The sequence below is a fragment of the Pseudodesulfovibrio pelocollis genome (assembly GCF_030282845.1).
Lineage (GTDB): Bacteria > Desulfobacterota > Desulfovibrionia > Desulfovibrionales > Desulfovibrionaceae > Pseudodesulfovibrio > Pseudodesulfovibrio pelocollis.
Genome location: NZ_JASTWE010000023.1, coordinates 1 through 25,259, shown reverse-complemented (window position 1 = coordinate 25,259; position 25,259 = coordinate 1). Strand labels below are relative to the sequence as shown.

Below are 25,259 nucleotides of genomic sequence, written 5' to 3'. Positions count from 1 at the left end.
GCAGGGCTTTAGCGGCTGTTGAAAAACGGCGATCTGCGTTGTTGCTTCAAAAATTTCAAACCCTCGCGTACAGGAAGTACGCTTCAGTCTTGAACTTTTTTCGCGCCTAGCATCTCACCATTTTTGAACAGCCTCCGTATTTTGACTTAATCAACGGTCAGTTAAGCCTCTTTGCAGGTGCATTCCTCGGTGCAGACGCATCCGTGGGTGCAGTCGCATTCGTCTTCGGTGGAGCAGCCGCAGGCCATGGCCTGGGACTGGCCCAGTTCCTCTTTCACGCCCGTGGCGATCTTGAAGAGGATGGTGACCACCAGTGCGCCGATGGCGTAGACCATCATGGACACCAGCAACTCCTTGGCCGTGGGCCAGTAGGGGGTGATGGTGTGGAACGGGGTCGGGTTGAAGCCGCCGATGAGCAGGCCCAGGCCCTTGTCGATCCAGGTGGCGATGACGAGGATGCCCAGGGTCCAGGGCAGCAGCTTCAGGTTGTTGCGCAGCTTCGGCGTGACCAGCAGGGTGATGGACACTGCGGCCAGGGCGATGAAGGTCCACATCAGGCCGACCAGCTCGGTGTGGCCGTGGTAGCCCGCGAACAGGTAGACCAGCGGATGCATGTGGCCGGGCATGTTGGAATAGAAGGCGGTGAAGACCTCAAGGCCGAAGAAGAACATGTTCACGCACATGGCGTACATGATGATCTTGACCAGGGTGGTCACGGCCTTTCTGGGCATCTTGAAGGTGGTGAACTTCTCCGTGGCCATCATCACCAGCAGGAGGATGGCGGGACCGGAGCAGAAGGCGCTGGCCAGGAAGCGGGCGGCCAGGATGGCGGTGAGCCAGTAATGGCGGCCGGGCAGGCCCTGGTACAGGAAGGCCGTCACCGTGTGGATGGAGAACGCCCAGATGATGGAGGTGTAGATGAAGGGTTTCAGCCACTTGGGATGCGGCAGCCGGGCGCGGTCGGCCTGGAGGCAGACCCAGCCCACCAGCAGGTTGAGGCCCAGGTAGCCGTTGAGCACGATCATGTCCCAGAACAGGATGGAATTGGGCGTGGCGTGCAGGATGACGTTGAGCATGCGGGTGGGCTGGCCGATGTCCACCACGATGAAGAGCAGGCACATGATGCAGGCGGCGATGGCCATGAACTCGCCGAAGATGACCATGTGCTTGTTGGGTTTGTAGTTGTGGAAGTAATTGGGCAGGACGATCATGACGCCGGAGGCGGCCAGACCGACCAGATAGGTGAACTGGGAGATGTAGAATCCCCAGGACACGTCGCGTCCCATGCCAGTGATCTTCAGACCGTTGACGATCTGGTCGAGCCAGGCCATGGACCCGATGGCGATCAGGACCAGGAGGAACGCGATCCAGCCGTAGTATCTTTTGGAACCTTTCAAGGCTATTTCGAGCATTCTGATTCCCCCTAGATGATGTAGTACACGCTGGGCTCGGTGCCAGCGGAGGGTTTGCGCCTGATGGTGAACCGCTCGCGCAGGACGGCGCGGACTTCGGAGTTCGGGTCGTTGAGGTCTCCGAAGTGGATGGCACCGTTGCTCGCCTCCACGCAGGCCGGGAGCTTGCCGACCGCCAGCCGCTCGACGCAGAAGTTGCACTTCTCGACGACGCCGCGCATGCGGGTGGGGTACTCCTTGTTGAGGGCGGCCAGGTCCAGGTGGTCGCGGGGCTCGCCCCAGTTGAAGGAGCGTGAGCCGTAGGGACAGCCCGCCATGCAGTAGCGGCAGCCGATGCAGCGGTGGTAGTCCATGTCCACGATGCCGTCAGGCCGCTTGTAGGTGGCCTTGGTGGGGCACACGCGCACGCACGGCGGGTTCTGGCAGTGGTTGCACAGCAGGGCGTACTGGCGCTTCTTGACCGCGTCGGCCAGATAGGGGTTCTCCTGCTCGGTGAAGGAGTGCTCGTAGATGTCGGGCCACAGCCACTTCACTTCCTGCTTGCCCTCGATGAAGGGCACGTTGTGGACCGAGTGGCAGACCTTGGCCAGCTTTTCGATGCCCTGGGCGGTGTTGAGCCTGGTGGTGTCGATGACCATGGCCCACTGCTTGGCCGTGATGCCCTTGGGGTCTTCCTTGATCGGGGCGCTCCCCCCCATGGCGGCGGCCATGGCCTTGGGGGCTATGGCAAGTCCCGCGGCGGCGATACCGGCAAGCTTGATGAAGGATCGTCTGTTGTTCTTCATTACTTCAAACCCTCCGGCTGAATGTGGCAGTCCCAGCAGTAGGGGGAGACACCGGCGTCCGTGTGGCACTTGTCGCAGAAGTCCGCCTTGGAGATGTGGCACTTCATGCAGGTGTTCTGGAGGCTGATGGTGAATTCCTTGCCAGCGTGGTTGGTATAGATGCGCTTGCCGTCGCGCAGGGCCCAGTCGCGCCAGTCGTTGAGCAGCTGCATGTGCTTTTCGCGCATGAACTCCTTGGACTCGACGCATTCCTTTTCATTGGCGGGCATCTTCAGTTCGGGCTGCTTGTAGGTCTTGGTCACGGCCATGCCCACCACGAAGGGCGCGCACAGCGCTCCGACGAAGATGACCAGGCCGACTATGATCGGGGCTCCGTAGTGCATTTTCATTTATGCCTCCTCCGCGTTGGGGGGGGTCCAGTTGTCGTCCTCGTCCTCAAAGCCGGGCAGCGGCTCCTGGCGCAGGTCCATGGTCCGCTCCTCGCCCTCCTCGAAGACCAGGGCGTTGGCCACCAGTTCGTGGGTGCCCGTGACCTGGACGCCGGGCGCCCAGTAGTCTGCCAGGGGGATGAGGGTGGCGCGGTCGATGGCGCAGATGCAGGCCAGGGTGTTGACCCCGTGCTTGTCCTGCACGTACTTGAGGGCATTGCCGCGAGGCAGGCCCCCGCGCAGGCGGATCTCAAGGATTTCCTCGGTATTGAGGCCCGAGCCGCCGGCGCAGCAGAAGGTCTGCTCGCGGGTGGTGCCTTCGGGCATCTCGAAGAAGTTGTTGCACACTGCCTTGAGCACGTAGCGCGGCTCGTCCAGCAGGCCCATGCCCCGGGCGGGGTTGCAGGAGTCGTGGAAGGTGACGCGCAGGTGGTCGTTGCGGCTGGGGTCGAGGTTGAGCTTGCCGTGCTTGATCAGGTCGGCGGTGAACTCGACGATGTGGAGCATCTTGGTGGCGGCAGCGGTGTCGAACACGGTGCCGGTGATGGGCGACTTGGGGGTGGCCATCTGGGGCCCCTGGGTGTCGCCGTTCATGGTGTCCATGTACTGGTGCACCACGCGCCACATGTGGCCGCACTCGCCGCCGAGTATCCATTTGCAGCCGAGGCGGTTGGCCTCGTGATACATCTTGGCGTTGAGCTTCTTCATGACCTCGTTGTTGGTGAACGAGCCGAAGTTGCCGCCCTCGGAGGCGTAGGTGGACATGGTGTAATCCAGGTCCAGGTAGTCAAAGAGCATCAGGTAGCCCATGAAGGTGTAGATGCCCGGATCGGCGAACACATCGCCCGAGGGGGTGATGAAGAGGATCTCGTGGCCGTGCTCGTTGAGCGGGGCCTTGACCCTGCGGCCGGTGATCTCCTCGATGTCGTCCACCATGAAGTCCACGATGTCCTTGAAGGCGTGGGGCTGGATGCCGAGGTGGTTGCCGGTGATGTTGCAGTTGGAGACCGGCTCCATGATCCAGTTGGTGTTCAGTCCCACCAGATGCATCAGCTCGCGGGCCATCATGGTCACCTCGGCGGTGTCGATGCCGTAGGGACAGTACAGCGAGCAGCGGCGGCACTGGGTGCACTGGTAGAAGTAGATGAACCACTCCTTGAGCACATCCTCTTCCATGACGCGCGAACCGGTCAGCTGGGAGAGGATCTTGCCCGCCAGGGTGAACTCGCCGCGATAGACAGAGCGCATCAGCTCCGCGCGAAGCACGGGCATGTTCTTGGGATCGCCGGAGCCGATGAAGAAGTGGCACTTGTCGGCGCAGGCGCCGCAGCGCACGCAGATGTCCATGAACAGCTTGAGGGTGCGGAACTTCTCAAGACGCTCGCGGAACCCGTTGACCACGGTCTCCTTCCAGTTGGGGGGCAGCTTCCAGTCGGCGTCGCCCGGCGACCATTCGCGGGGCGTGCCCCACAGGCCGGGGAGCTTGGAGTTGATGTACTCGATCTTCTCCGGCTTGGCGGGGTAGCACCAGTTCCCCGGCGAGAAATCCACCGGGGTTTCCATCCAGCCCGTGAGGGGTGGCGTGTAGTCTATGCTCTTGAAGAGCTCGTCAGCTTTGGGCATGTCGGACATATTCTTCTCTCCTAGATAAAGAGGTCTCGCCTGTTGGTGAACCCTAGGCCTTTTCCTCGGCACCCGCGTTTTCTGGATTGTCCAGCGGCAGGCCGGCCTCGGCCATGGCCGGACCGAAGTGCTTCTCGTAGTCGGCGTAGGAATGGGCCTTGATGTTGGGATCGTTCCAGGGGTTCACATGGTGCTTGGCGCGCGTGTCGTTGGGCATGTTCCTGGTGGGCGAGAGGAAGACACCCGGCAGGTGCATCAGCTTGCTGAACGGGAAGTAGACCATGAGTACGCTGACCAGGAAGACGTGGACAAAGAAGGAGACGTCGATGGTTTCCGGGATGTGATAGTTGAAGGTCACAAGCCCCATGGTCAGTTCCTTGATGGCGATGACGTCCACCATGGCGAAGTAGCGCATGTAGACACCCGACAGGGCGATGGCCAGGATCAGGAACAGGGGGAAGTAGTCGGAAACGTAGGAGATGTAGTTGACTCGGGGATTGATCATGCGCCTGCCCAGGAGAAGGAGCACGCCAGCCACCAGCCCGATGTCGGCCAGATACATGGTGGGCGCGCCGATCTGCAGCAGGCCGTCCACGAATTCCAGCCCGTTGACGAAGAACGGGACCGGTTCGAGGAAGAGCCGCAGATGCCGCAGGGCGATGATGAAAAAGGAGTAGTGGAAGGTGATGGCAAAGAGCCAGAGCCACTTGCTCGACTTGTAGGCCACCACCGGGCCGCCCTTGGTCTCGTGCAGCGATGCCTCGGTGTTGCGGAACAGGGACCGGAAGGCGAACACTTCGAGAACCATGCGCACAAAGGTCTGGGCGCCGGTCTGCGGACAGTCGTACTTGTTCTGCTTGAACAGCACGGGGTCGAAGGACTTGAACTGACCGCCGGTTGTGGGGATGCGGAACGGCACTGCGCTCCGGCCCCAGTTGACGACTTTATAGATAAAGCCGAGCAGGAAGATGATGAACGCCGTGATCGGGATGCAGACACCGAAGATAGTCTTCATGTGCGCAGCATCAACCCCGAACAACGGGATCAACACCAGGAGAAAGACGAACAGAAGTGAGTAAAGAGCATTCATCTACCGTCACCTCGCTTGAAAGTTGGACCGGCCGGGACACTCCCGGATGGCCTGCCACATTCGGCCCGCGCCGTCGGCGGAGATGATGGATGGCGGTCTGCGGTACGCGCGCTGGCCGACCCGCGCATGGCGCGGTTTCTGTCTGCCCTCGGCGCAGTCCACCGGAATCCCCCAATGCCAACCACAACCCCGCGGCGCGTCCTAATCAGCCGACGAATCGGCCGTAACGTCCGCTATCATGCCGGCTTTCCTGAGCAGACTGCTCTGGGCGCGCTTCACCTCTTCCACGCGCAGCCGGTACATGGTCTCGCGACCCTTTGCATAGATGTCAAAGGACATCATGGCCAGGTTGTCCACCTTGGCCTCGAACCTGAGCAGCTCGTCGAGCCTGCCCCCGGCCTGCATGGGCTTGAAGAACTCCTCGCGCAGCAGCTTCTTGAGCAAAAAGACGAAGCTGACGGCCTGCGAGGGCGAAAAGTCCTGCACGGACCGGATGCGGATGAGTTTGTCCAGGCCGGACGCGATCTTCTCCGCATCCTTCCATTCGAGCATGAGATCGAACAGCTCCCGGGTCGCATCAAAGATGGCGGCCCCCACCGGGTTCTGGAAACGATCCTTTTGTCGGCCCCAGATTTTCCGGGTCTCCTTGGGGTAGGACCCGAGAACCAGATCCGCCCATTTTTCCGACAGTTCAGTCTTTCGATCGGCCAGCTCGGTTTCAAACCGCATCCGCTCTCTCTTCAAGGCCAATGAAATCAGGTGCATCCCGGAAGATTCCCTTCCGGGGGGCACGCAATTCCCCAAGCCGGGCTTGAGTACGTTGTGAAAAAGGTCACTTAAAGCTCCCAACCATATTCCAAACCCCTTGGCAAACGTCAAGGTTTTTTCCAGGAAAACCCGGCCTGTGAGCTTGGGGGAGATGGGTGCCCCGCAGCAGGACGCCACGCCGCAAGGCCTTGAGCCGACACGCCTTTCGCGTGAGAATGAGCAGGGGTCAGCCGGTCTCGACCCGGTTGCGACCCATGCGCTTGGCCCGATAGAGGGCCTCGTCGGCCCGGTTGACGGTATCATCGATGAGTCGGTCCTTGTCTCGAAGCTCGGACACGCCGATGCTCACGGTGAAGTTGACCGCGGTATCGCGCAGACGCACCGTGAGCCCGCCCAGTTCGCGGCGCAGCCGATCGGCCACCAGCGCGCCCCCGGCAAGGTCGGTCTCGGGCAGGATGATGGCGAACTCCTCGCCGCCCAGCCGCCCGAAGATGTCGGTGTCGCGCAGGGCGGCCCGCACCAGGGCCGAGAGCGCCTTGAGCACCGCATCGCCGGCCTGGTGGCCGTGGGTGTCATTCACGGACTTGAAGTAGTCGATGTCGAGCATGAGCACGCTCAGGGGGTTGCCGTAGCGTCTGGCCCGGCGCAGTTCCAGCTCGGCCAGCCGGAAGAATTCGTGGCGGTTGTCCGCGCCGGTCAGGGCGTCGGTGGTGGCCAGCCGCTTCATCTCGCGTTCGAGCCGCGCCCGCTCGGTGATGTCGTGGATCACCGAATAGATGAGCTGGTTGCTCTGGACCATGATGGGGCCGGAATAGACCTCCACGTCGCGGACCTCGCCGTTTGCCAGCCGGTGGCGGTGGATGAAGTAGGCCCGATTCTCGCGCCGGGAGTCCACCATCTCCTTGAAGATGGCGGTCTCGTCCTGGGCGTTGATGTCCGAGAAGGCCATGGAGCGCAGCGCTTCGGCCGGGTGGCCGTAGAACTGGACCGCTGCCGGGTTGGCGTCCACGATGCGCCCGGTCCTGGGATCCACAAGGAGCATGACCGCGCGGTTGTTCTCGAACAGGGCGCGGTACTGCTCCTCGCGCTCGCGCAGCTGCCGGTCGGCCTCGATGCGCTTGGTGATGTCGCGGAAGGTGCCCTCCTTGGCCACGGGCCTGCCCGCCTCGTCGAACACGAGATGGGCGCTGGCCTCGACGATGATCTGCGAGCCGTCCTTGCGCCGGGCCTTGAGCTGGTGGCCCCTGGACGCGCCCGTGGCCTCCAGGGCGAGGGCGAATCTGGCCCGCTCGCTGTCGTCCACATAGAGCCCGCCCATGCTCCGGCCTACCAGCTCGGACTCGGAGTAACCCAGCAGGGCGCAGGTGGCCGGGTTGACCATCCTGATGGTGCCGTCCATGTCGGTGACGATGTAGCCGTCCTCGATGGTCTCGAAGATGCGCCGGAATTTTTCCTCGCTGCGCCTGAGCTGCTGCTCCGCCTCCTTGCGGTTGCTGATGTCCCGCACCACGCTGACCGTGCCCAGTTCAGAGCCGTCGTCGCCGATGATGCGCGCGACCGAGTTCTCGGTGGGGAAGACCGTGCCATCCTTGCGGCGCATGGTGTACTCGAAGTGGGCCTGGTCGCCTGCCTCCAGGGAGCCATGGGCGCGGCGCTGAAATTCCATGAAGCTGTCGCGGTCGGTGTGCAGGATGTCCATGGGCGCGCCGGACAATTCCTCGTCGCTCATCTGGAACATGGCCTGCGCCGCCGGATTGGCGTCGAGGATGCGGGCGTCGGGGGTGAGGATGAAGACCGCCTCGCCCAGCGACACGAAGGTGCTGCGCAGCCACAATTCCTTTTCGGCCAGGGCCTGCTCGGCGGCGCGCTGCTCGGTGATGTCCGTGCCCGAGGCGAGCACGCCTAAGGGTGCGCCGCTCTCGTCGGTCAGCAGCTGGTTCTTCCAGGTGATGAGCCGGTGCTCGCCCGTGCGGGTGGTCACGTAGTTGGTGTACTCGGCTTCCAGGTCGGCATCGCCGCAGCTGACGCAGTAGAAATAGTCCCTGGTCTCGTCGCGCTGCTCGTCCGGGATGATCAGGTCGATCCAGTTGCGGCCGAGGATCTCGTCTTCCTGGTAGCCCAGGGTGGTACAGCCCGCCCGGTTGATGAGGGTGACGTTGCCGAACGTGTCCAGGGCCACGACAATGGAGCCGACGATGTCCAGGTAGTGGGTGGCCCGCTCATGCTCCCGGGCCAGCCGCTGCTCCATGGCCGCGCGGCTGGTCACATCCTCCAGGGCGACGATGGAGTGGGTGAACCTGCCCGAGATGTCTCCCATGCGCGACACGGCCACGCCGTAGCGGCGCACCCCGTCAGCGGTTTCGCCAGCGGCGTCGAAGCGGCAGGCGGCCCGACCCGGTTCCAGCGGGCAGGCGCGCTCCAGCGCCTCGGCCAGCCAGGGCAGGGCCTGGCGCAGCGGCACCCCGGCTCCCTCGGCATCCGGGGCGACTCCGGCGACCCCGAGGCTGCCATGGTATATCTGCCCGGGCTGGCGCTCAAGGCCCAGCAGCCGAGCTGCGGCCCGGTTCATGACCGCGGCGTTGAGATCGTCGTCAAGGAGGAACACGGGCGTGTCCAGACTCTCGAACATGGTCAGAAACATGTTCTTTTCGGTGGTCAGGGCGCGGTTGGCCTCCTGCATTTCGGCCAAACGGTCGTCCGGGACGCTGGCCCCTGACCAGTCAACGATCAGGGCCACCTCCACCCGGTCGAAGAAGCGCTCGACAAAGGCGCGGCCCGGCCCTGTCAGCTCCGGGCCGAGGGCCTCGGCTCCATGCTCGTCGATGAGGGAGAGGTAGGCGCGGCGGTAGTATTTGAGCAGGCCGAGGAACATGTCCAGGGTGATGCCCCGTTCCCGGTGGCGGCCCGACTCGGCCACGGCAAAGACCGAGGCCGGATCGTCGAGAAAGGTTTCCTGCGGGGAGAACTCGCCCCAGTCCGGGCCGTGCCGCTCCAGAGTCGCGGTCAGGGCGCTTGTCAAACGGGCCACCGAACTCCGCCACGCCTCAAGCAAGGCGCTGGTGTAGGCGGTGTACCCCTGCCGCTCGGCGTGGTTGAGGACGCACTCCATGAGCCACTCCTCGCGGGAGGCGAGGAAGCCGGTGATCCGCCTGGTCAGGTGCGTGTCGGAGTCGTGCCGCATGGTAATGAATATACCGAAAAAAACGAATGAATCAAGTGGCGGGCATGGAATATCCTCCATGGCTATGTGCAGGTTTCCGCGCCTCGGCGTGCACGCCTTTGCACGACAGGCTGACGCTTGCACCCTGCCTGGAGGTCCAAGGGGCGGCAATGGCGATGCTTTTTCCATGGCATGGGCCGTGCAAGAAGAACCTTTGGCCTTGCCTTGGGCCGCCCTGTTTTCATACCATGGAGGTATGAAATCAACCCTGGCCCGAATGAAGGCCGGAGAGCAAAGCTTGGAGTGTTAAGTAATGAAGCGCACGATATTCGCCCTGACGGTGGCCGTCTGCCTGCTGTCCGCCGCTGGCACGGCCCACGCCCTGTTCGGCTTTGGCGGCAAGTTCAAGACCGTGAAGCCGCGCGACGGCGTGGTGACCATTCCCCTGACCGAGGTGAGCGATGGCAAGGCCCACTACTATGTGCTCAAGCGTGACGGGTTCGAGGTGAGATTCTTCCTGCTGCAAAGCCCGGACGGGGTGATCCGGGCCGCCTTCGACGCCTGCGACGAGTGCTTTCGCGAGAAGAAGGGCTATGTGCAGGACGGCGAGTTCATGGTCTGCGTCAACTGCGGCCAGCGCTTCCACGCCTCGCGCATCAACGAGGTCAAGGGCGGGTGCAATCCCTCGCCCCTGGACCGGGCCATCGGGCCGGAGGCGGTGACCATCCGCGAGCGCGACATCATGGCCGGACGCGGGTACTTCTGAGATGAACATCCTCGTCATCCCCCTGCGCAACCTACGCATGAAGTGGGCCAGGTCGCTGCTTCTGCTGCTGGTCTTCACCCTGGGCGTGGCCTCCATCGTGGCCCTGAACCTGGTCTCGGGCGTGGTGGGCGAGTCCCTTGAGAGGAAGCTGGTGGCCTACGGGGCCAATATCCTGGTCATGCCCCGCACCGAGAAGCTCACGGTGAGCTACGGCGGATTTTCCATGGGCGACATGCTCCTCGGGGCCAGCGACCTGGACGAGGCCCGGACCATGGAGCGCATCGCCGCCATCCACCACGGCAGCCGCGTCTCGGCCATCGCGCCCAAGCTGGTGTCCATGGCCCGGGTGGACGGCACGGCCGTGGGCGTCATCGGTGTGCGCTGGGAGCGCGAGATGGCCATCAAGGGTTACTGGGCCGTGGACGGCGAGTTTCCCGCCCGCGAGGACGGTGTGCTGGCCGGGTCGCGGGCCGCGGCCAGCCTTGGGCTGGTCCCGGGCGACACCCTCTCCCTGGGCTCGCGCACGGCCGTGGTCACCGGCGTGCTCCGGCCCACGGGCGGGGACGACGATTCCGTGCTCTTCACGGGCATGGACTTTGCCCAGGCCGCCTTTGGCCGACCGGGCCGGGCCGATTATGTGGAGGTGGCGGCCCTGTGCGCCGGGTGTCCCATCGAGGAGATCGTCGATCAGATCGCAGAGGCCCTGCCCGGGGCCGAGGTCCAGGCCCTGCAATCCGTGGTCAGGCAGCGCATGTACTCGGTGGACTTCGTGCAGCGACTCATCCTCTCGGTCAGCCTGATCATCCTGCTCATCGCCTGCGCCATGGTCGGCGCGACCATGCTTTCAAGCGTCAACGAGCGCATCCGGGAGATCGGGCTGCTGCGCTCGCTGGGCTTTTCGCGGCCCGGGGTGTTCGCCATTTTCTGCTTCGAGGCCGTGGTCCTGGGCGCGGCGGCCGGATGCCTGGGCTATGTGGCGGGCCACGCCCTGAGCCTGCGCGTCATCGGGGCCCTGGACATCACCGAGGGGGCCACCCTGGCCTTCAGCGCGGCCGGGCTGGCCCTGACCTGCCTGCTCATCGTGGCCGTGTCGGTCCTTTCCGCATTCTTTCCGGCCTGGAAGGCGTCGTCCGTGGAGCCGTCCGAGGCCCTCATCTCGCTCTAGGAGTGCCCATGCTCGAAGCTGCCAACATCATCAAGACCTTCCGCACCCGGGGCGTGGAGAGCCCGGCTCTGGCCGGGGCCAGCCTGACCGTGGCCCCGGGCGAGTTCGTGGCCATTGTCGGCCGCTCCGGGTCGGGCAAGACCACCTTCCTGAACATCCTGTCCACCCTGCTCACCCCGGACTCGGGCCAGCTGCGCTACAAGGGCGAGGACATCACCGCCCTGCCGCCAGCCGCCCTCAACCGGCTGCGGCGCGAGGACTTTGCCATGGTCTTCCAGTTCCACTATCTGCTGCCCTGCCTGACCGCGCGCGAGAACGTGCTGCTGCCCTTTCTCCACTCCCTGGCCCCGGTTTCGGCCGAGGTGCGCCGCCGGGCAGACGCCTGCCTCGACCGGGTGGGCCTGGGCGGCAAGGGGGACAAGCTGCCCGGCCATCTCTCGGGCGGCGAGCAGCAGCGGGTGGCCATTGCCCGCGCCCTGGTCAAGCGCTCGGCCGTGCTCTTTGCCGACGAGCCCACCGGCAACCTGGACCGGACCACCGGCGAATCGGTCATGGACCTCCTGGCCGACCTGGGCAACGACGGCCTGTCCGTGGTCATGGTCACCCACGACGAGGCCCACGCGGCCCGCGCCCACCGCACGGTCCACATGGCCGACGGTGTCATGGCATAAGCCGGGAGCCATGCTCATCAAGGCCCCCGCCCCTCATCAGAGGTGCGGGGGCCGCGTGGTTTTCATGTCTCTCGGTTGAGGCTATCTACCGTGATTGTTTCAGTTCTTCCGGCGTCACATCCCGGGCTTCGATGACATACCTCGTGACAGTCACGGGTACCGTTGCGCCCGGGCTCCTCCGAGTGGGCGCGGCCTCTCCGGCAGGCACCACGAGTCTTGTGATAACAACCTTCGCCCCGCGGGCGATGTCCGCCGGGTCTGTCGCGGCCCGCCTCGTGACCAGTGAGACGGTCCCGTCAATGGGGGCGGTCGCGCTACGTCTCGTGATTTGCGAGACTATTCCGTCAACCTCCGCATACAGCACCTCGTTTTTCTCTTCGAGCTCTTTGGTGATGAGTATCTGTTTTGTTCTATAGCCGATGAACCTGGGTTCGTTGATAATCAAGCTCCCTTCTTTGGAATTGTCAAAGCCACCTTCAAGATTTGTGGCGACCTTATCGAGTTCGGCTCCCAGGTTGGCCGAGGCCCCGGAACTGTCCTTGAACGTGTATTCCATGCCACCCACTTCGAGTAGCGATGAAACGTAGTAGTTTTTATTCAGTGCCGTTTCGAGCGACTCCCTCTTGGTCGTCGGCAGAAGTTCGTTCATCAGGTTGTCCAGAGGGAGAGAGTAGATTGTTGCGTCGCGGAAGGTCACACTGTACGAAGTCGCGCCCAGGATTTTCAGCATGGCCGCAGTGTCCCCGATGTACGTGGCATTGGCGTCAATGTCGTAGGACTTGTTGGAGGAGACGGAAGTCAGGGTAGCCTTTCTTCCATTGTTTTTCATGATTCTTTCGATGGTTTCTGCGTCCATGCTATTGGAGGAAACGACGGAGGAACTCAAATATTTATCTGCGAATATTTCGCCCAAGGTCATGCCGTCGCGTGGCGGACTCACGACGCTCATATTGTAGTCCTTCAGGATGGTTTGCACGGGATCCTTTGCGGCGCAGGCCGAAAGGGTCAGGGCCATCAGGCACAAAAGGCAGAGGATTGCTCGTTGCATGGCTTGCCTCCATGATTGGATTGGGATGATTTTTTCCTGATCATGCATGTTGGTCGATATTTGTCAACACTAATGGCGTAAAATATCACATCCCCGTTCACGCCCGCACTTCGGGCAGTTCGGGCCAGGCCGTGGTGTAGCGCGGGGAGCGCATGTCGCGGCGCATGTGCCAGGCGGCTTCGCGGGGGCCCACGGCGGCGAAGGTGACGGTGTCGCGGCCCCAGCGGGCGTTGAGGGTGTCCACGGCGCGCATGAGGGGGGCGTGGGCCGGGGTGTCGTTTGGCGGCAGGTCGAGCAGGCTGAGCCAGCGGCCGTCCACCGGCTCCAGGCCCGAGAGCATCACCCCGCACTTCTTGAACTCGAAGCCTTCCCGGTAGATGCGCGCCAGCCCGGCGTGGACGGCCCGGATCAGGGTGGGCGTGTGGGCCGTGGCCACGGCCAGGGGCACCGAAGCACTGTCGTTGTGCTGGGGCAGCCCGGGCCGGAAGGGGTTGGTGTGCAGGAAGACATGGGCGCAGGAGGCCACGGCGTGCAGGCGGCGCAGCTTTTCGGCCGCGCGGACCATGTGCAGGGCCGTGGCCTCGCGCAGCTCGTCCAGCCCGGCCACCGGCTGGCCAAAGGAGCGCGAGGAGAGGATGGTCTTGCGGTCGGCCGGGCCGTCGGCCAGGGCGTGGCAGGGCTGGCCGCGCAGCTCCAGCAGGGTGTGCAGCCCGGTCACGGTCATCTTCCTGCGCACCCAGGTCGGGTCCAGGTCGCGGAAGGCGAGGGCGTCGCCCACCCCGTGCCGGGCGAGCCGCGCGCCGTGGCGGCGGCCGATGCCCCAGATGTCGGCAATGGCCGTGTGGCGCAGCAGCCGGTCCGGGTCCTGGCTGGCCGCGAAGTCGAAGACGCCGCGCAGGCGGGGGTGGTTCTTGGCAAAGCGGTTGGCCAGCTTGGCCAGGGTCTTGGTCGGCCCGATACCGATGGAGATGGCGATGCCTGTCCACGCCTCCACCGTGGCCTTGAGCCGCCGGGCAAAGGCGTCGGCCCCGCCGGGCACGCCGCTCAGGTTGGCAAAGGCCTCGTCAATGGAGTAGACCGCCACCTCGGGGCAGAAGCGGGCCAGCACGCCCATGACCCGGGCCGACATGTCGCCATAGAGCGCGTAGTTGGAGGAGAAGACCGCCACCCCGTGGCGGCGCAGCAGGGCGCGGTACTTGAAGTACGGCGCGCCCATGGGGATGCCCAGGGCCTTGGCCTCGGCCGAGCGGGCGATGACGCAGCCGTCGTTGTTGGAGAGGACCACCACCGGGCGCTGGCGCAGATCGGGCCGGAAGAGCCGCTCGCAGGAGGCGTAGAAGTTGTTGCAGTCGATGAGGGCGTAGCGCGGGGGCATGGTTTGCTCCGGGTGTTTCGATGCCGCGTCGGGTCACAGGGCATGGAGCACATGCCTGACCACGCCCCATATCTCGAAATCCGTGTCCGGGGTGATGGGGGTGGGCGCGTAGTCCGGGTTCTCCGGGGCCAGCTCCATGCCCGTGGCCGTGCGGCGCAGCCGCTTGACCGTGAACTCGCCGTGGATGCGGGCGATGACGACATGGCCGGGCCGGGCAGTGAGCGATCGGTCCACCACCAGGATGTCGCCGTGGTGGATGGCCGCGCCGGTCATGGAGTCCCCGGCCACGCGCACGAAGAAGGTGGCCTCGGGCCGGGGCGCGAGGTATTCGTTCAGATCCAGGGTCTTTTCCACGTAGTCCTCGGCGGGTGAGGGGAATCCCGCCGTGACCGCCTCCCCGGCCAGGGGGAGCGGCCGCGCCAGGCCTGTCCGCAACAGGGACGGCGACGCGAAACCGCCCAGGGAGTCGAGCCGTTCGATCACTGGAAAAATAGGCATATGCACCTCAGGATGTCAATCTTTGAAAAACAATTTGACCTGATACCGCGAATTTTGTCAACTCAAGAAAAACAACTTGTGTCGAATCAGGGGAATGATCAAAGGGGGTTGCCGGGGCGGGCGGATTGCAGCAAGGTGCGGCTGGGGAAGGTGCATATGACGGCGAAGGCGGTTTCGCATACCTGTTTCGATTCCTTGTGCCGGGCGGCGGACGCCGTGCCGGGCTTGCGGATTGATTTTGCCCAGCTCGGGGGCGGCCGATGCGGGGTCGAGGTGTTCTCGGCTCGGCGCGCGCCCTATCATTTCACCCAGTGGCGCGTGGAAAAAAGCGTCCGGCGGCACGGCGTGATTCCGTCGGGCCGGGTGGCCCTGGCCCTCCATGCCGAGCCGGGCCTGACCTCCAATGCCCATGGCGAGTCCTTTGGCTGCGGCGAAATTGTCCTGACCCCTGGCGGCACCCGCATCGACAGCGTTTCCTTTGCGCAGACCAACCTCTTTGGCCTGTCCGTGGAAGAGGACGCCTTTGCGGCCATGGTCAAGGCCACGGGTTGTCCGGTGGCGATTCCCAACCAGGGGCCGATCAGGCTGCTGTCCCCCCCCGACGCGCTCGTCGCCCGGTTGCGCGCCGCCTTGTGGGCGGTGCGCGAGGCCGCCCTGACCGGCCGGGGCGACGATGCCGCATGGCAGGCGGTGGCCGGGAGCCTAGGTGCCTGCCTCGCCGCCCTCGACACGCCGGGCCGGGTTCCCGTGGAGTCGCCGCGCAGGCGCGTGGTGCGCCGCAGCCTGGGCTACATCGGCGAAAACCTGGCCTCGCCCCTGAAGCTCTCGGACATCTGCCGCATCGTGGGGGTGAGCGAGCGGACCCTGATCTACGCCTTCAAGGAGCACTTGGGGCTCACGCCCAAGGCCTACATGAACATCTGCCGACTGAACATGGTCCGGCGCGAGATGGAGTGCGGCCGGGCCTCCTCCATCACCGACGCGGCCACGCGCTGGGGATTCTGGCACATGGGCCAGTTCTCGGCCGACTACAAGCGCTTCTTCGGCGAGCTGCCCTCCCATACCCTGTCCAGGGCGCGCGGCAGGGGCCTCGGTCCCGGTCAGGGCTTGTCCGGTTGACCCCGGCTCGGCTTCGCCTCTTGTCCGCCGTTTGTCTCCCCCTTGACTCGGTCCCGCAAAACAGGGATACCCCATTGAGAAATCCGTAATTTTTCACCACAGGAGTGTACCCCCCCATGAAACGATTTGCGCTGCTTTCGACCCTGCTTGCCGCCCTCGTCCTGACCGCCTCGGTCGCCATGGCCCAGCCCCCGGAGCTGCGCGGCACCTGGCGCGGCACCTCCTACATCATGGAGGCCGCCGGTGCCCGCGAGGGCAAGTGCGCCTATGTCATCGACGTCCAGGAGGGCCAGCTCTTCTCCGGCTACAAGCTCTGGTTCGACGCCAAGAAGGTGCTGCAAAAGGAAACCTTCACCGGCATCTTCGGCGACGACGGCAACCTCTACATCGCCGAGCGCGACGACGGCTACACCATGGGCCAGCGCACCAGCAAGCAGACCATGAGCCTGTATTACCTGGAGCACGGCGCGCTGAACAAGTCGATCCTGTACAAGCTTGAGCGGGTCCATTTCGTCACCGGCTTCGTGGAGATCGACACCGACGGCGACCGGACGCTGATCCACGCCGAGATTTCCACCCACTACCCCCTCAATGCCGAGCGGATCATGGCCGAGGCGGACACCAACAAGGACGGCAAGCTGACCGAGGCGGAATGGGAAGCCTGGAAGAAGGCCAACACCTTCCACTAGCCCCTGACCACCCGCGACAGGCGCGGGGACATTGAACGAAGAACGCCCGGCCGTTGCAGGCCGGGCGTCTCATTTTGTGGAAGCAGGGGCGGGCTAGTAGTGGATGTCCCCCTCGCCCATGGGGGTGGCGAAGGTCTTGTACGCCCAGAACTGGTAGCCGATGATCACCGGCAGGAAGACCAGGACCACGCCGAGCATGATGCTCAGGGTGAGCGGGCTCGAGGCCGAGTTCATGATGGTCAGGCTGTTGCCCGGGTTGGGGTTGGACGGGATGATGGCCGGGAAGATGCCGGCCACGCCGAACATGGTCGTGCCGCCGATGTACATGCAGGAAGCGCCCCAGGCCATCCACCACTTGCGCGCGCCCATGTAGACGCGCATCAGCACCAATCCGGCCACGGGCAGGGCCAGGATGACGAAGAGTGCGGGGTAGAGGAAGAAGTTGCTGAAGAGCTGGGTCTCCACGGCGGTGTAGGCCAGGAAGAGCACGGTCAGCACCACCTGGACCGGCCACAGCTTGACTGCCACATTTTCGGCTCGGCCGCGCAGGTCGCCCGTGGTCCGGATGCACAGCCACAGCGCGCCGTGCATGACGAAGATGATCACGAAGAGGACGCCTCCGGCCAGGCCGTAGGGGTTGAGCAGGCCAAACAGCCCGGCCTGGCTGAACCCGGTCTCGTCCAGGGGCAGGCCCCGGAAGATGTTGGCAAAGGCCACGCCCAGCAGCAGGGCGGGCAGGAAGCTGCCCACTGCGTGGCAGATGTCCCAGGTCTTGCGCCATGCGACGCTCTCGACCTTGGAGCGGAACTCAAAAGACACCCCGCGCACGATGAGCGCGAAGAGCAGCAGCCACAGCGCGGTGTAGAGCCCGCTGAACATCTGGGCATAGGCGTAGGGGAAGGCGGCAAAGGTCACGCCGCCAGCGGTGATGAGCCAGACCTCGTTGCCGTCCCAGAAGGGGCCGGTGGCGTTGAGGATGGCCCGTTTTTCCTCCTCGGTCTTGGCCAGGAAGGGATGCAGCGTGCCCGCGCCGAGATCAAAGCCGTCCAAGATGAAGTAGACGGCCCAGAGCACTCCCCACAGGATGAACCAGGTCACAGCCAGATAGTAGTGGACTGTTCCGGTTTCAACGAATGTTTCCATCATTGCAGCGTCTCCTTGTGGTCTCTTGGGTTAAGCGGCCTTGACCTGAATGGGCGTGTGGTCTTCCGGACCCTTCTTGGCCAGTCGGACCATCAGCCAGATGCCCGCCGCGCCCAGCAGGGTGTACAGCAGGCACATCAGGATGAAGGAAAAGGCCACGGTCCCGGTGGTGACCGGCGAGACGGCGTCGGAGGTGCGCATGAGCCCGTAGACGATCCACGGCTGGCGGCCGACCTCGGCCAGCACCCAGCCCGCCTGCATGGCGATGTAGGGCAGGGGAATGCACCAGGGCAGGATCTTCAGGTAGAGCGGGTACTGCTTGATCTTGTTGCGCATCACCCAGCCGAACAGGGCGAGCATTGGCAGGACCGTGCCGATGCCCACCATGATTCGGAATCCGAGGAAGGTCAGGACAATGGGCGGGCGGTCCTCCTTGGGAATGTCGTTCAACCCCTTCACCTCGGCGTTGACGTCGTTGTAGGCCAGGAAGCTCAAGGCCCCGGGGATGGGCAGGGCTTCCACCAGATTGCCGTCCTCGCCGGGGATGACCAGCAGGTAGAGCGGCGCGTTGCGCTGGGTCTCCCAGTGCGACTCCATGGCCGCCAGCTTGGCGGGCTGGACCTGGGACATGTGGTTGCCGTGGAAGTGCCCCTCCACGGCAGTGAAGACAGAGAAGACCAGGGCCACGCCTGCGCCGATGGCAAAGGACTTCTGAAAGAATTCCACGTTGCTCTCCCGGAGGAGGTGCCACGCGGCCACGCCCATGACAAAAAAGCCTCCCAGGCACAATGCTCCTGGTATGACGTGGAAGAATTGGTACCAGCCAAAGGGGTTGGTGAGCACGGCGATGAAGTCGGTCAGTTCGGCCCGGCCATTGCGGATGATGTAGCCGGTGGGGTCCTGCATGAAACCGTTGGCCAGGAGGATCCAGATGGCCGAGAGGTTTGAGGCCAGGGCGATGAGCCAGGCCACGATGGCGTGCGCCTTGGCCGAGAGCTTTTCCCAGCCGAAGTGCCACACCCCGATGAAGGTGGACTCCAGGAAGAAGGCCGCCGTGGCCTCGATGGCCAGCAGCGAGCCGAAGATGTCGCCCACGAAGGAGGAGTAGCGCGACCAGTTTGTGCCGAACTGGAACTCCAGCGTGATGCCCGTGACCACGCCCAGGGCGAAGTTGACCAGAAAGATCTTGCCCCAGAATTTGGCCATCTTCTGGTAGGTCTTGTTGCCCGTGCGCACATAGGCGGTCTCCATGCAGGCGATAAGCACCGACAGCCCGAGCGTCAGCGGGACAAAAAGAAAATGAAACATGGTTGCCGCCGCGAATTGCAGCCGCGAAAGCATAAGCACATCCATACAAACCCCCTTGCGGATAATGCCGATCAAAAAGTCCAGATGCGTCAGTCCGATGGTAGGCGAAAGCTAAACCTGTTCTCTTCGTAAATCAAGAATAATAACTAAGACTATCGAAAAAAATCAGGCGTTCCTCATGTTGGGGGGCTGGCCCGTGGATTCGAGCACGGCGCGCCAGTAGTTGGAGTCGGTCAGGATGCGCTTCTTGCCCCGGGTGACGAGGTCGATGGGGATGTGCACGTAGCGGCCGTTCCAGCGCGAGATGACGAGGTTGGTGCGCCCGGCCATGGCCGCGTGGACCGCGTTGATGCCCAGAAACGAGCAGTAGATGCGGTCGTTGGCGTTGGCCGGAACCGAGCGGACGATGTAACTCGGGTCGATGTACTTGAGGGTGGCGTCGATGCCCTGGGCCTTGAAGTGGGCGAGGATTTCCCGCTTGAGCAGGCCGCCGATGTCGCCGAGCACCTTGTTGCCCGAGGCGTCGGTGCTGCTGGTGGCGTCGAGCAGGTCCTGGCCCGCGCCCTCGGCCACCACGATGACCGCGTTGCCGCGCCGCCTCATGCGTGATTCCAGGGCGGCCAGGAATCCCTTGTCGCCGTGCAGGTCAAAGGGAGCCTCGGGAATGAGCACGAAGTTGACCGCCTGACAGGCCAGGGCGCTCTGGGCCGCGATGAAGCCTGCGTCACGGCCCATGACCTTGACCAGCCCCATGCCCCAGGGCGCGCCCGTGGCCTCCACATGGGCACCCTTGATGGCCACGGTGGCAGTCTCCACGGCCGTGTCAAAGCCGAACGAGGGCGAGGCAAAGTCGATGTCGTTGTCAATGGTCTTGGGCAGGCCGACCACGGCGATGGACAGGCGGCGCTTGGTGATCTCCCGGATCACGGCGCTGGCGGCGCGCATGGTGCCGTCGCCGCCGATCATGAAGAGGACGGAGACGTTCATGCGCTCCAGGGCGTCCACTATGGCCTCGGGGTCCTGGGGCCCGCGCGAACTGCCCAGGAAGGTGCCGCCGAATTCGTGGATGCGGCTGACACGCTCGGGGGTCAGTTCCACGATGTCGTGGCCTTCCTCGGGGATGAACCCGGCCAGGCCGAATCGGATGCCCAGCACCGAGGGCACGCGGTATTCGTGGATGGCGGTCATGACGATGGCGCGGATGACATCGTTGAGGCCGGGGCACAGGCCGCCGCAGGTGACCACGGCGCACTTGGTCTTGCTCGGATCGTAATAGACCCTGTCCCTGGGCCCGGCAGGCTCGAAAAAGGCGCGGCGACCCTTGCCGCCCTTGCCTTGCAATTCCACATTGGCCCGCGAGATGTGGACCAGCACGGCCTCGTCTTCGTCCACGAACCGGCCCAGGCTCAAGGGGTTTTTGATCTTGGCCTCGCCCACCGTGTCGATGGCGGTCTCGGCCGGGGTCACGAGTTTTTCCTGGCTGGTTTTCATGGGGCTCCTCGCGGGTTTGACAGGTTGAGCTATGACTCGCATTGTTATATGGATTTTCGGCGAGGGGCAAATAATTCTTGATGCGAGCGGGTGCTCGGGAGCAGGCATGGGCAAGGTGAACGCGCCCCCCTGGGCGGACATGGCCGGTCTTGCGGCCGCAAACGCGGAGGAACGCGGCAGCGTCGGCCGCTGCTGGGTGCCTGTGGCTGACGTGCTGGAGTGCGCCGACAGGGTGGTCGTTGTCGTGGAGCTGCCGGGCATGACCCAGGAGGACGTGACCGTGGAGCTGCGCGGCCAGGACCTGTGGGTCTACGGCTCGTCGCCCGGCCGCACGGCCGGGGTGGTGCGCCACCACGCCGTGGAGCGGGCCGTGGGGCCGTTCGCCCGCCGCTTCGCCCTGGCCGGGCTGTGTTCCGGGCCGGGCCGTGTCACCGGCGGCGAGGTCTCGGCCGTGTTCACGGATGGCCTGCTCACCGTGACCCTGATGAAGACACATCCCGTCCGCCGCCGGATTCCGGTGGATTGAGCCGTTTTTCCGCGCCCTGTCTTGCCTGACGGGCCTGGCGTCCCGGGCGGCCAGCGCTTGACGCCGCCGCCACAGTGCCTATCTGATGGAATCATGATTTTCCGGAGGATACAGACACCATGACGAGCAATATAAAGACCCTGCTCTTCCTCGGCCTGCTGACCGGCCTGCTGCTCTTCCTTGGCGGCCTCATGGGCGGGCGCACCGGGCTGGTGCTCGCCTTTGGCCTGGCCATGGTCATGAACGTGGGCAGCTACTGGTACTCGGACAAGATCGTCCTGAAGATGTACAAGGCGCGCGACCTGTCGCGCGGCGACGCGCCCCACATCCACGCCGTGGTGGAGGAGATGGCCGCCCGGGCGGGCATCCCCAAGCCGCGCATCGCCCTCATCCCCCAGGACGCGCCCAACGCCTTTGCCACGGGCCGCAACCCGGAGAACGCCGTGGTGGCCGTGACCCGGGGCATCGTGGCCATCCTCAACCCCGACGAGCTCAAGGGCGTGCTCGGCCACGAGCTGGGCCACATCGCCAACCGCGACATCCTCATCCAGACCGTGGCCGCCGTGCTGGCCGGGGCCATCGTCTTCATCGCCAACATGCTCCAGTGGACAGCCATCTTCGGCATCGGCCGCAGCGACGGGGAGCGGGGCAACCCCATCGCGGCCATTGCCCTGGCCATTCTCGCGCCCATTGCCGCAGGCATGATCCAGATGGCCATCTCGCGCTCGCGCGAGTACCTGGCCGACGAGGCCGGGGCGCGCCTGAGCGGCGATCCGCTCCATCTGGCCGGGGCGCTGGGCAAGCTCGACGCCGCTGCCGAGCGCGTGCCCATGCAGGGCAGTCCGGCCACGGAGAACATGTTCATCGTCAGCCCCTTCCGGGGGAGCGGGGCGTCCTCCCTCTTCGCCACCCACCCGCCGGTGGCCGAGCGCATCGCCCGGCTGCGGGCCATGGCCGGGAGGGCGCGCTAGCATGGACCGATGGCCGCGCCTCCTGTCCTTAATCCTGGCAATGATCCTGACGCTGCCCGTGTCGCTGACCATCCCGGGCGGCGCTTTGGCCCAAAGCCGGGCCACTGAAACGGACGAGCGGCGCACCCCGGTGGTCCGGGCCGTGCAGGCCACCAGCTCCTCGGTGGTCAACATCACCGTGATCCGGCGCGACCAGCCCGGGGCGCGTTCGCCCTTTGGCGATCCATTCTTCGACCGCTTTTTCGGCGGGTTCCCGGGCCAGCGTCCCGGGCCGTCCCACAATCTGGGCTCCGGGGTGATCATAGACGGGGCCAAGGGGCTGGTGCTGACCAACGCCCACGTCATCGCCGGGGGCGGCGACATCGCCGCGCGCCTGCTCGACGGCCGCGAGTACGAGGCCGAGCTTGTGGGCTCGGACCCGGACTTCGACCTGGCCGTGCTCCGCCTGCTCGACGCCCAGGGGCTGCCCCAGGTGTCCATGGGCGATTCCGACGACATCCTCATCGGCGAGACGGTCATCGCCATCGGCAACCCGTTCGGCTACTCCCATACCGTGACCACGGGCGTGATCTCGGCCCTGAACCGGCCCATGACCACCGAACGCGGCGCCTTTGGCAGCTTCATCCAGACCGACGCGGCCATCAATCCCGGCAACTCGGGCGGGCCCCTGCTCAACATCCACGGACAGCTCATCGGCATCACCACCGCCATCCGGGCCGGGGCCGAGGGCATCGGCTTCGCCATCCCGGTGAACAAGGCCAAGCTCGTGGTCCGTGAACTGCTCGACACGGGCCACGTGGCCCCCATCTGGCTCGGCCTCTTCGGCCAGGACGTGGATCAGGCCACGGCGCGCTATTTCCGGCTCAAGAGCCTGAGCGGCATGCTGGTGGCCGAGGTCCATCCCGAGACCCCGGCCGCAGCGGCGGACATCCGGCCCGGGGACATCATCCTGGCCTTCAACGGCCGCGAACTGGCGGGCAAGGACGACTACCTGGCCCGGCTCTTCGGCATCACCCGCAACGAGACCGTGACCCTGACCGTGCTGCGCGACGAGAGTGAACGCCGACTGGCCCTGCGGCCTCAGCCCCTGGACAAGGCCAAGGCGCTGGAGTTGGTGCTGGCCCGCTGGGGCTTCGAACTCGCCGACCGCCAGGGCGGCGGGGCCGAGGTGACCCGGGTGCGGCCCGGCAGCGCGGCCGCCCAACTGGGCCTGCAACAGGGCGACATCATCCATCAGATCGGCAACCGGCGGCTGGCCTCGGGCATTGACCTGCTCAACGCCTTTTTGCGAAACAGGATGAACAGCGCCGTGTTCATGCGCGTGCAGCGCGGCCGAGGGCTGTATCATGTCCGTTTGACCCTCTAGCGGCACGGACCGAATCGCGATACGCACCACCCGAAGGAGGGGTATGCAGGATCAACGAAGATACTGGACGGAGCGGGGAAGGGACAAGACCTTCACCACGCCGTTCAGGATGGACGTATTTCAGGAACATGTGGCCAGGGACGCGCGGGTGCTCGACTTCGGCTGCGGCTACGGGCGGACCCTGGCAGAGTTGGCCGGGGCGGGCTACACGGCCCTGACGGGCATCGATTTTTCCGAGACCCTCGTGGAGCGGGGCCGGGCCGAGCATCCGGGCCTGGACCTGGTGGCCTACCCCGGCGGGCCGCTCCCCTTTGAGGAAAACGCCTTTGACGCGGCCCTGATGCTCGGCGTGTTCACCTGCATCATCGAGACCCGGGCACAGGCCGAGGCCCTGCTGGAGCTCAAGCGGGTGCTGCGGCCGGGCGGGCTGCTCTACGTCAACGACTTCCTGCTCAACCGCGACCGGCGCAACCTGGACCGCTACAAGCTCGGCCAGGAGAAATATGGAATCTACGGTATCTTCGACGTGGAGGACGGCGGGACCATGCGCCACCACGACCGCAGCCACATGGAGGCCCTGTTTCTCGATTTCGAGCCTCTGTTCTTCGAGGAGACGGTCTTCGAGACCATGCACGGCCATCTTTCCCAGGGGTTCTGCTGCCTGCTGCGCCTGCCCGCCTGACGCGGGGCGGACCGGGGAATTTTCCGGGAGACTGCCGGGGGCGGGTCAGGGTCTGAGCTGGCTCAAGATCATGCCCGCCAGCATCAGACCGCAGCCGATCAGGGCGCGCAGGGAGAGCAGTTCGCCCAGCATCAGCCAGCCGCCCACGGCCGCGAACACGGCCTCAAGGCTCAGGATGATGGCCGCATGGGCGGGCTGGGCGTCGCGCTGGGCCACCACCTGGAGGGTGTAGGCCACGCCCACGGACATGAGCCCGCCGTAGGCGATGGGCAGGGCCGCGCTGTGCAGCCCGGCCAGGGTGATCTCCTCGGTGGCCACGGCTCCGATCAGGCTCAACACGGCGCAGGCCGTGAACTGGATCGTGGAGAGCTTGACCGCGTCCACCGCGTCCATGCCGGGCGAGAGCTTGCCGATGAGCAGCACATGCCCGGCCCAGAAGAGCGCACTGACCAGAACGAGCAGGTCGCCAAAGGCGATGGACACCCCGGAGGTGACCGAGAGCAGATACATGCCCACCACGGCCAGGGACGCGCCGAGCCAGGTGCCCCAGCCGGGCCGCTGGGCCAGGAGCAGGCCGAAGATGGGCACAAAGACCACATAGAGCCCGGTGATGAACCCCGCCTTGCCCGCAGTGGACGCCTCATAGCCGAGGGCCGCCAGCTGCGGCTCGGCCAGCCCCATCTGCTGGAGGGTGGCCCCGCAGAAAAGGGCGATGCCGAGCACCCCGCCGCCCACGGCCAGCCGTTTCCTGTCGGTGCCCACAAAGCCCGGGGTGCGGCGCTTTTCCATGTACGCCACCAGCGGCACCAGGGCCAGGGCACCCAGGGCGAAGCGGACCCCGTTGAAGGTCAGGGGGCCGATGTGGTCCATGCCCATGCGCTGGGCCACGAAGGCGAACCCCCAGATGGCGGCGGTGGCAAAAAGCAGGATGTCTGCCCGGAGGATGCGGCTGTTCACGTGCGGTCTCCTTGGAAAAAGATTATCCCGTGTACAGCATGGAAGGGAGGGGGCGCAACCCCGGCTTCCAGGCAGAACCGGGGGGGGCCGCAGCCGTGGCAATCGATGCAGTTGCCATGCTCTTGCTGCATGAATTTATTGGAAAAGATTTCGTCCCTTCGGGCCGAGGTACTTTTTGGCTGGCGCCCCAAAAAGTACCCAAAAAGTGCGCTTTTATC

At 64.9% G+C, this 25,259-nt stretch carries 23 protein-coding genes; 9 read left to right on the top strand and 14 right to left on the bottom strand.

The window, feature by feature from the left end; genetic code table 11:
- Window positions 1–161: 161 nt before the first annotated feature.
- The 7 genes from dsrP to QQS14_RS09405 form a co-directional block, all read right to left on the bottom strand.
- Complete coding sequence (dsrP, locus tag QQS14_RS09435; RefSeq protein ID WP_285906734.1) at window positions 162–1,412, bottom strand: sulfate reduction electron transfer complex DsrMKJOP subunit DsrP; 1,251 nt, start codon at window positions 1,410–1,412, stop codon at window positions 162–164.
- Between the two features lie 11 nt (window positions 1,413–1,423).
- Window positions 1,424–2,197, bottom strand: a complete 774-nt coding sequence (gene dsrO, locus QQS14_RS09430; protein WP_285906733.1) for a sulfate reduction electron transfer complex DsrMKJOP subunit DsrO — start codon at window positions 2,195–2,197, stop codon at window positions 1,424–1,426.
- On the bottom strand, window positions 2,197–2,586 hold the full coding sequence (dsrJ, locus tag QQS14_RS09425; RefSeq protein WP_285906732.1) for a sulfate reduction electron transfer complex DsrMKJOP subunit DsrJ: 390 nt from the start codon (window positions 2,584–2,586) through the stop codon (window positions 2,197–2,199). The genes dsrO and dsrJ overlap by 1 nt, the downstream gene beginning before the upstream one ends.
- The gene (gene dsrK, locus QQS14_RS09420) at window positions 2,587–4,257 is read right to left on the bottom strand and encodes a sulfate reduction electron transfer complex DsrMKJOP subunit DsrK (protein WP_425607921.1); all 1,671 of its coding nucleotides are present in this window, start codon (window positions 4,255–4,257) and stop codon (window positions 2,587–2,589) included. It lies immediately after the preceding gene.
- Window positions 4,258–4,300: 43 nt separating this feature from the next.
- Window positions 4,301–5,338 carry a sulfate reduction electron transfer complex DsrMKJOP subunit DsrM gene (gene dsrM, locus QQS14_RS09415; protein WP_285906731.1) on the bottom strand — a complete coding sequence of 346 codons (1,038 nt, stop codon included), beginning with the start codon at window positions 5,336–5,338 and terminating at the stop codon, window positions 4,301–4,303.
- A gap of 201 nt (window positions 5,339–5,539) precedes the next feature.
- Window positions 5,540–6,067: an RsbRD N-terminal domain-containing protein gene (locus QQS14_RS09410; protein ID WP_285906730.1), complete on the bottom strand. Its 528-nt coding sequence runs from the start codon at window positions 6,065–6,067 to the stop codon at window positions 5,540–5,542.
- Between the two features lie 265 nt (window positions 6,068–6,332).
- Complete coding sequence (locus QQS14_RS09405; RefSeq protein ID WP_285906729.1) at window positions 6,333–9,287, bottom strand: sensor domain-containing diguanylate cyclase; 2,955 nt, start codon at window positions 9,285–9,287, stop codon at window positions 6,333–6,335.
- 292 nt (window positions 9,288–9,579) lie between these two features.
- Between QQS14_RS09405 and QQS14_RS09400 the strand changes: the two genes are divergently transcribed.
- Genes QQS14_RS09400 through QQS14_RS09390 form a run of 3 tightly spaced genes read left to right on the top strand, consistent with a single transcriptional unit; the run spans window position 9,580 to window position 11,868 of the window.
- Window positions 9,580–10,032: a DUF2318 domain-containing protein gene (locus QQS14_RS09400; protein WP_285906728.1), complete on the top strand. Its 453-nt coding sequence runs from the start codon at window positions 9,580–9,582 to the stop codon at window positions 10,030–10,032.
- Between the two features lies 1 nt (window position 10,033).
- The gene (locus tag QQS14_RS09395) at window positions 10,034–11,197 is read left to right on the top strand and encodes an ABC transporter permease (protein WP_285906727.1); all 1,164 of its coding nucleotides are present in this window, start codon (window positions 10,034–10,036) and stop codon (window positions 11,195–11,197) included.
- 8 nt (window positions 11,198–11,205) lie between these two features.
- The gene (locus QQS14_RS09390; RefSeq protein ID WP_285906726.1) at window positions 11,206–11,868 is read left to right on the top strand and encodes an ABC transporter ATP-binding protein; all 663 of its coding nucleotides are present in this window, start codon (window positions 11,206–11,208) and stop codon (window positions 11,866–11,868) included.
- A gap of 85 nt (window positions 11,869–11,953) precedes the next feature.
- Here the strand turns inward: QQS14_RS09390 and QQS14_RS09385 are convergent, their stop codons facing one another.
- The 3 genes from QQS14_RS09385 to QQS14_RS09375 all read right to left on the bottom strand — a co-directional run bounded on the left by QQS14_RS09385 (window position 11,954) and on the right by QQS14_RS09375 (window position 14,789).
- Window positions 11,954–12,916, bottom strand: coding sequence for a hypothetical protein (locus QQS14_RS09385; RefSeq protein WP_285906725.1), 963 nt, complete (start codon window positions 12,914–12,916; stop codon window positions 11,954–11,956).
- Between the two features lie 97 nt (window positions 12,917–13,013).
- Window positions 13,014–14,291: a Y-family DNA polymerase gene (locus QQS14_RS09380; protein ID WP_285906724.1), complete on the bottom strand. Its 1,278-nt coding sequence runs from the start codon at window positions 14,289–14,291 to the stop codon at window positions 13,014–13,016.
- A 33-nt stretch (window positions 14,292–14,324) separates the two neighbouring features.
- Window positions 14,325–14,789: a LexA family protein gene (locus tag QQS14_RS09375; RefSeq protein ID WP_285906723.1), complete on the bottom strand. Its 465-nt coding sequence runs from the start codon at window positions 14,787–14,789 to the stop codon at window positions 14,325–14,327.
- 225 nt (window positions 14,790–15,014) lie between these two features.
- On the opposite strand from QQS14_RS09375, the gene QQS14_RS09370 reads away from it, so the two are divergent.
- Window positions 15,015–15,908, top strand: coding sequence for a helix-turn-helix domain-containing protein (locus QQS14_RS09370; RefSeq protein WP_285906722.1), 894 nt, complete (start codon window positions 15,015–15,017; stop codon window positions 15,906–15,908).
- 116 nt (window positions 15,909–16,024) lie between these two features.
- On the top strand, window positions 16,025–16,597 hold the full coding sequence (locus QQS14_RS09365; protein WP_285906721.1) for an EF-hand domain-containing protein: 573 nt from the start codon (window positions 16,025–16,027) through the stop codon (window positions 16,595–16,597).
- A 93-nt stretch (window positions 16,598–16,690) separates the two neighbouring features.
- Here the strand turns inward: QQS14_RS09365 and cydB are convergent, their stop codons facing one another.
- The 3 genes from cydB to QQS14_RS09350 all read right to left on the bottom strand — a co-directional run bounded on the left by cydB (window position 16,691) and on the right by QQS14_RS09350 (window position 20,539).
- On the bottom strand, window positions 16,691–17,740 hold the full coding sequence (gene cydB, locus QQS14_RS09360; RefSeq protein ID WP_285906758.1) for a cytochrome d ubiquinol oxidase subunit II: 1,050 nt from the start codon (window positions 17,738–17,740) through the stop codon (window positions 16,691–16,693).
- A 30-nt stretch (window positions 17,741–17,770) separates the two neighbouring features.
- Window positions 17,771–19,093, bottom strand: coding sequence for a cytochrome ubiquinol oxidase subunit I (locus QQS14_RS09355; protein ID WP_285906720.1), 1,323 nt, complete (start codon window positions 19,091–19,093; stop codon window positions 17,771–17,773).
- A 120-nt stretch (window positions 19,094–19,213) separates the two neighbouring features.
- Window positions 19,214–20,539, bottom strand: coding sequence for an ATP-dependent 6-phosphofructokinase (locus QQS14_RS09350; RefSeq protein WP_285906719.1), 1,326 nt, complete (start codon window positions 20,537–20,539; stop codon window positions 19,214–19,216).
- A 106-nt stretch (window positions 20,540–20,645) separates the two neighbouring features.
- Here QQS14_RS09350 and QQS14_RS09345 point away from each other — a divergent pair, with 106 nt between their 5' ends.
- The 4 genes from QQS14_RS09345 to QQS14_RS09330 all read left to right on the top strand — a co-directional run bounded on the left by QQS14_RS09345 (window position 20,646) and on the right by QQS14_RS09330 (window position 24,084).
- Window positions 20,646–21,065: an Hsp20/alpha crystallin family protein gene (locus tag QQS14_RS09345; protein WP_285906718.1), complete on the top strand. Its 420-nt coding sequence runs from the start codon at window positions 20,646–20,648 to the stop codon at window positions 21,063–21,065.
- 119 nt (window positions 21,066–21,184) lie between these two features.
- Window positions 21,185–22,036 (top strand): zinc metalloprotease HtpX, encoded by an 852-nt coding sequence (locus QQS14_RS09340; protein WP_285906717.1) that lies wholly within the window; start codon window positions 21,185–21,187, stop codon window positions 22,034–22,036.
- A 1-nt stretch (window position 22,037) separates the two neighbouring features.
- Window positions 22,038–23,402 carry a trypsin-like peptidase domain-containing protein gene (locus tag QQS14_RS09335; RefSeq protein ID WP_285906716.1) on the top strand — a complete coding sequence of 455 codons (1,365 nt, stop codon included), beginning with the start codon at window positions 22,038–22,040 and terminating at the stop codon, window positions 23,400–23,402.
- A 43-nt stretch (window positions 23,403–23,445) separates the two neighbouring features.
- A complete protein-coding gene (locus QQS14_RS09330; protein ID WP_285906715.1) occupies window positions 23,446–24,084 on the top strand; it encodes a class I SAM-dependent methyltransferase in 639 nt (212 codons plus the stop codon).
- Between the two features lie 45 nt (window positions 24,085–24,129).
- Here the strand turns inward: QQS14_RS09330 and QQS14_RS09325 are convergent, their stop codons facing one another.
- The gene (locus QQS14_RS09325; RefSeq protein WP_285906714.1) at window positions 24,130–25,041 is read right to left on the bottom strand and encodes a DMT family transporter; all 912 of its coding nucleotides are present in this window, start codon (window positions 25,039–25,041) and stop codon (window positions 24,130–24,132) included.
- Between the last annotated feature and the right edge of the window lie 218 nt (window positions 25,042–25,259).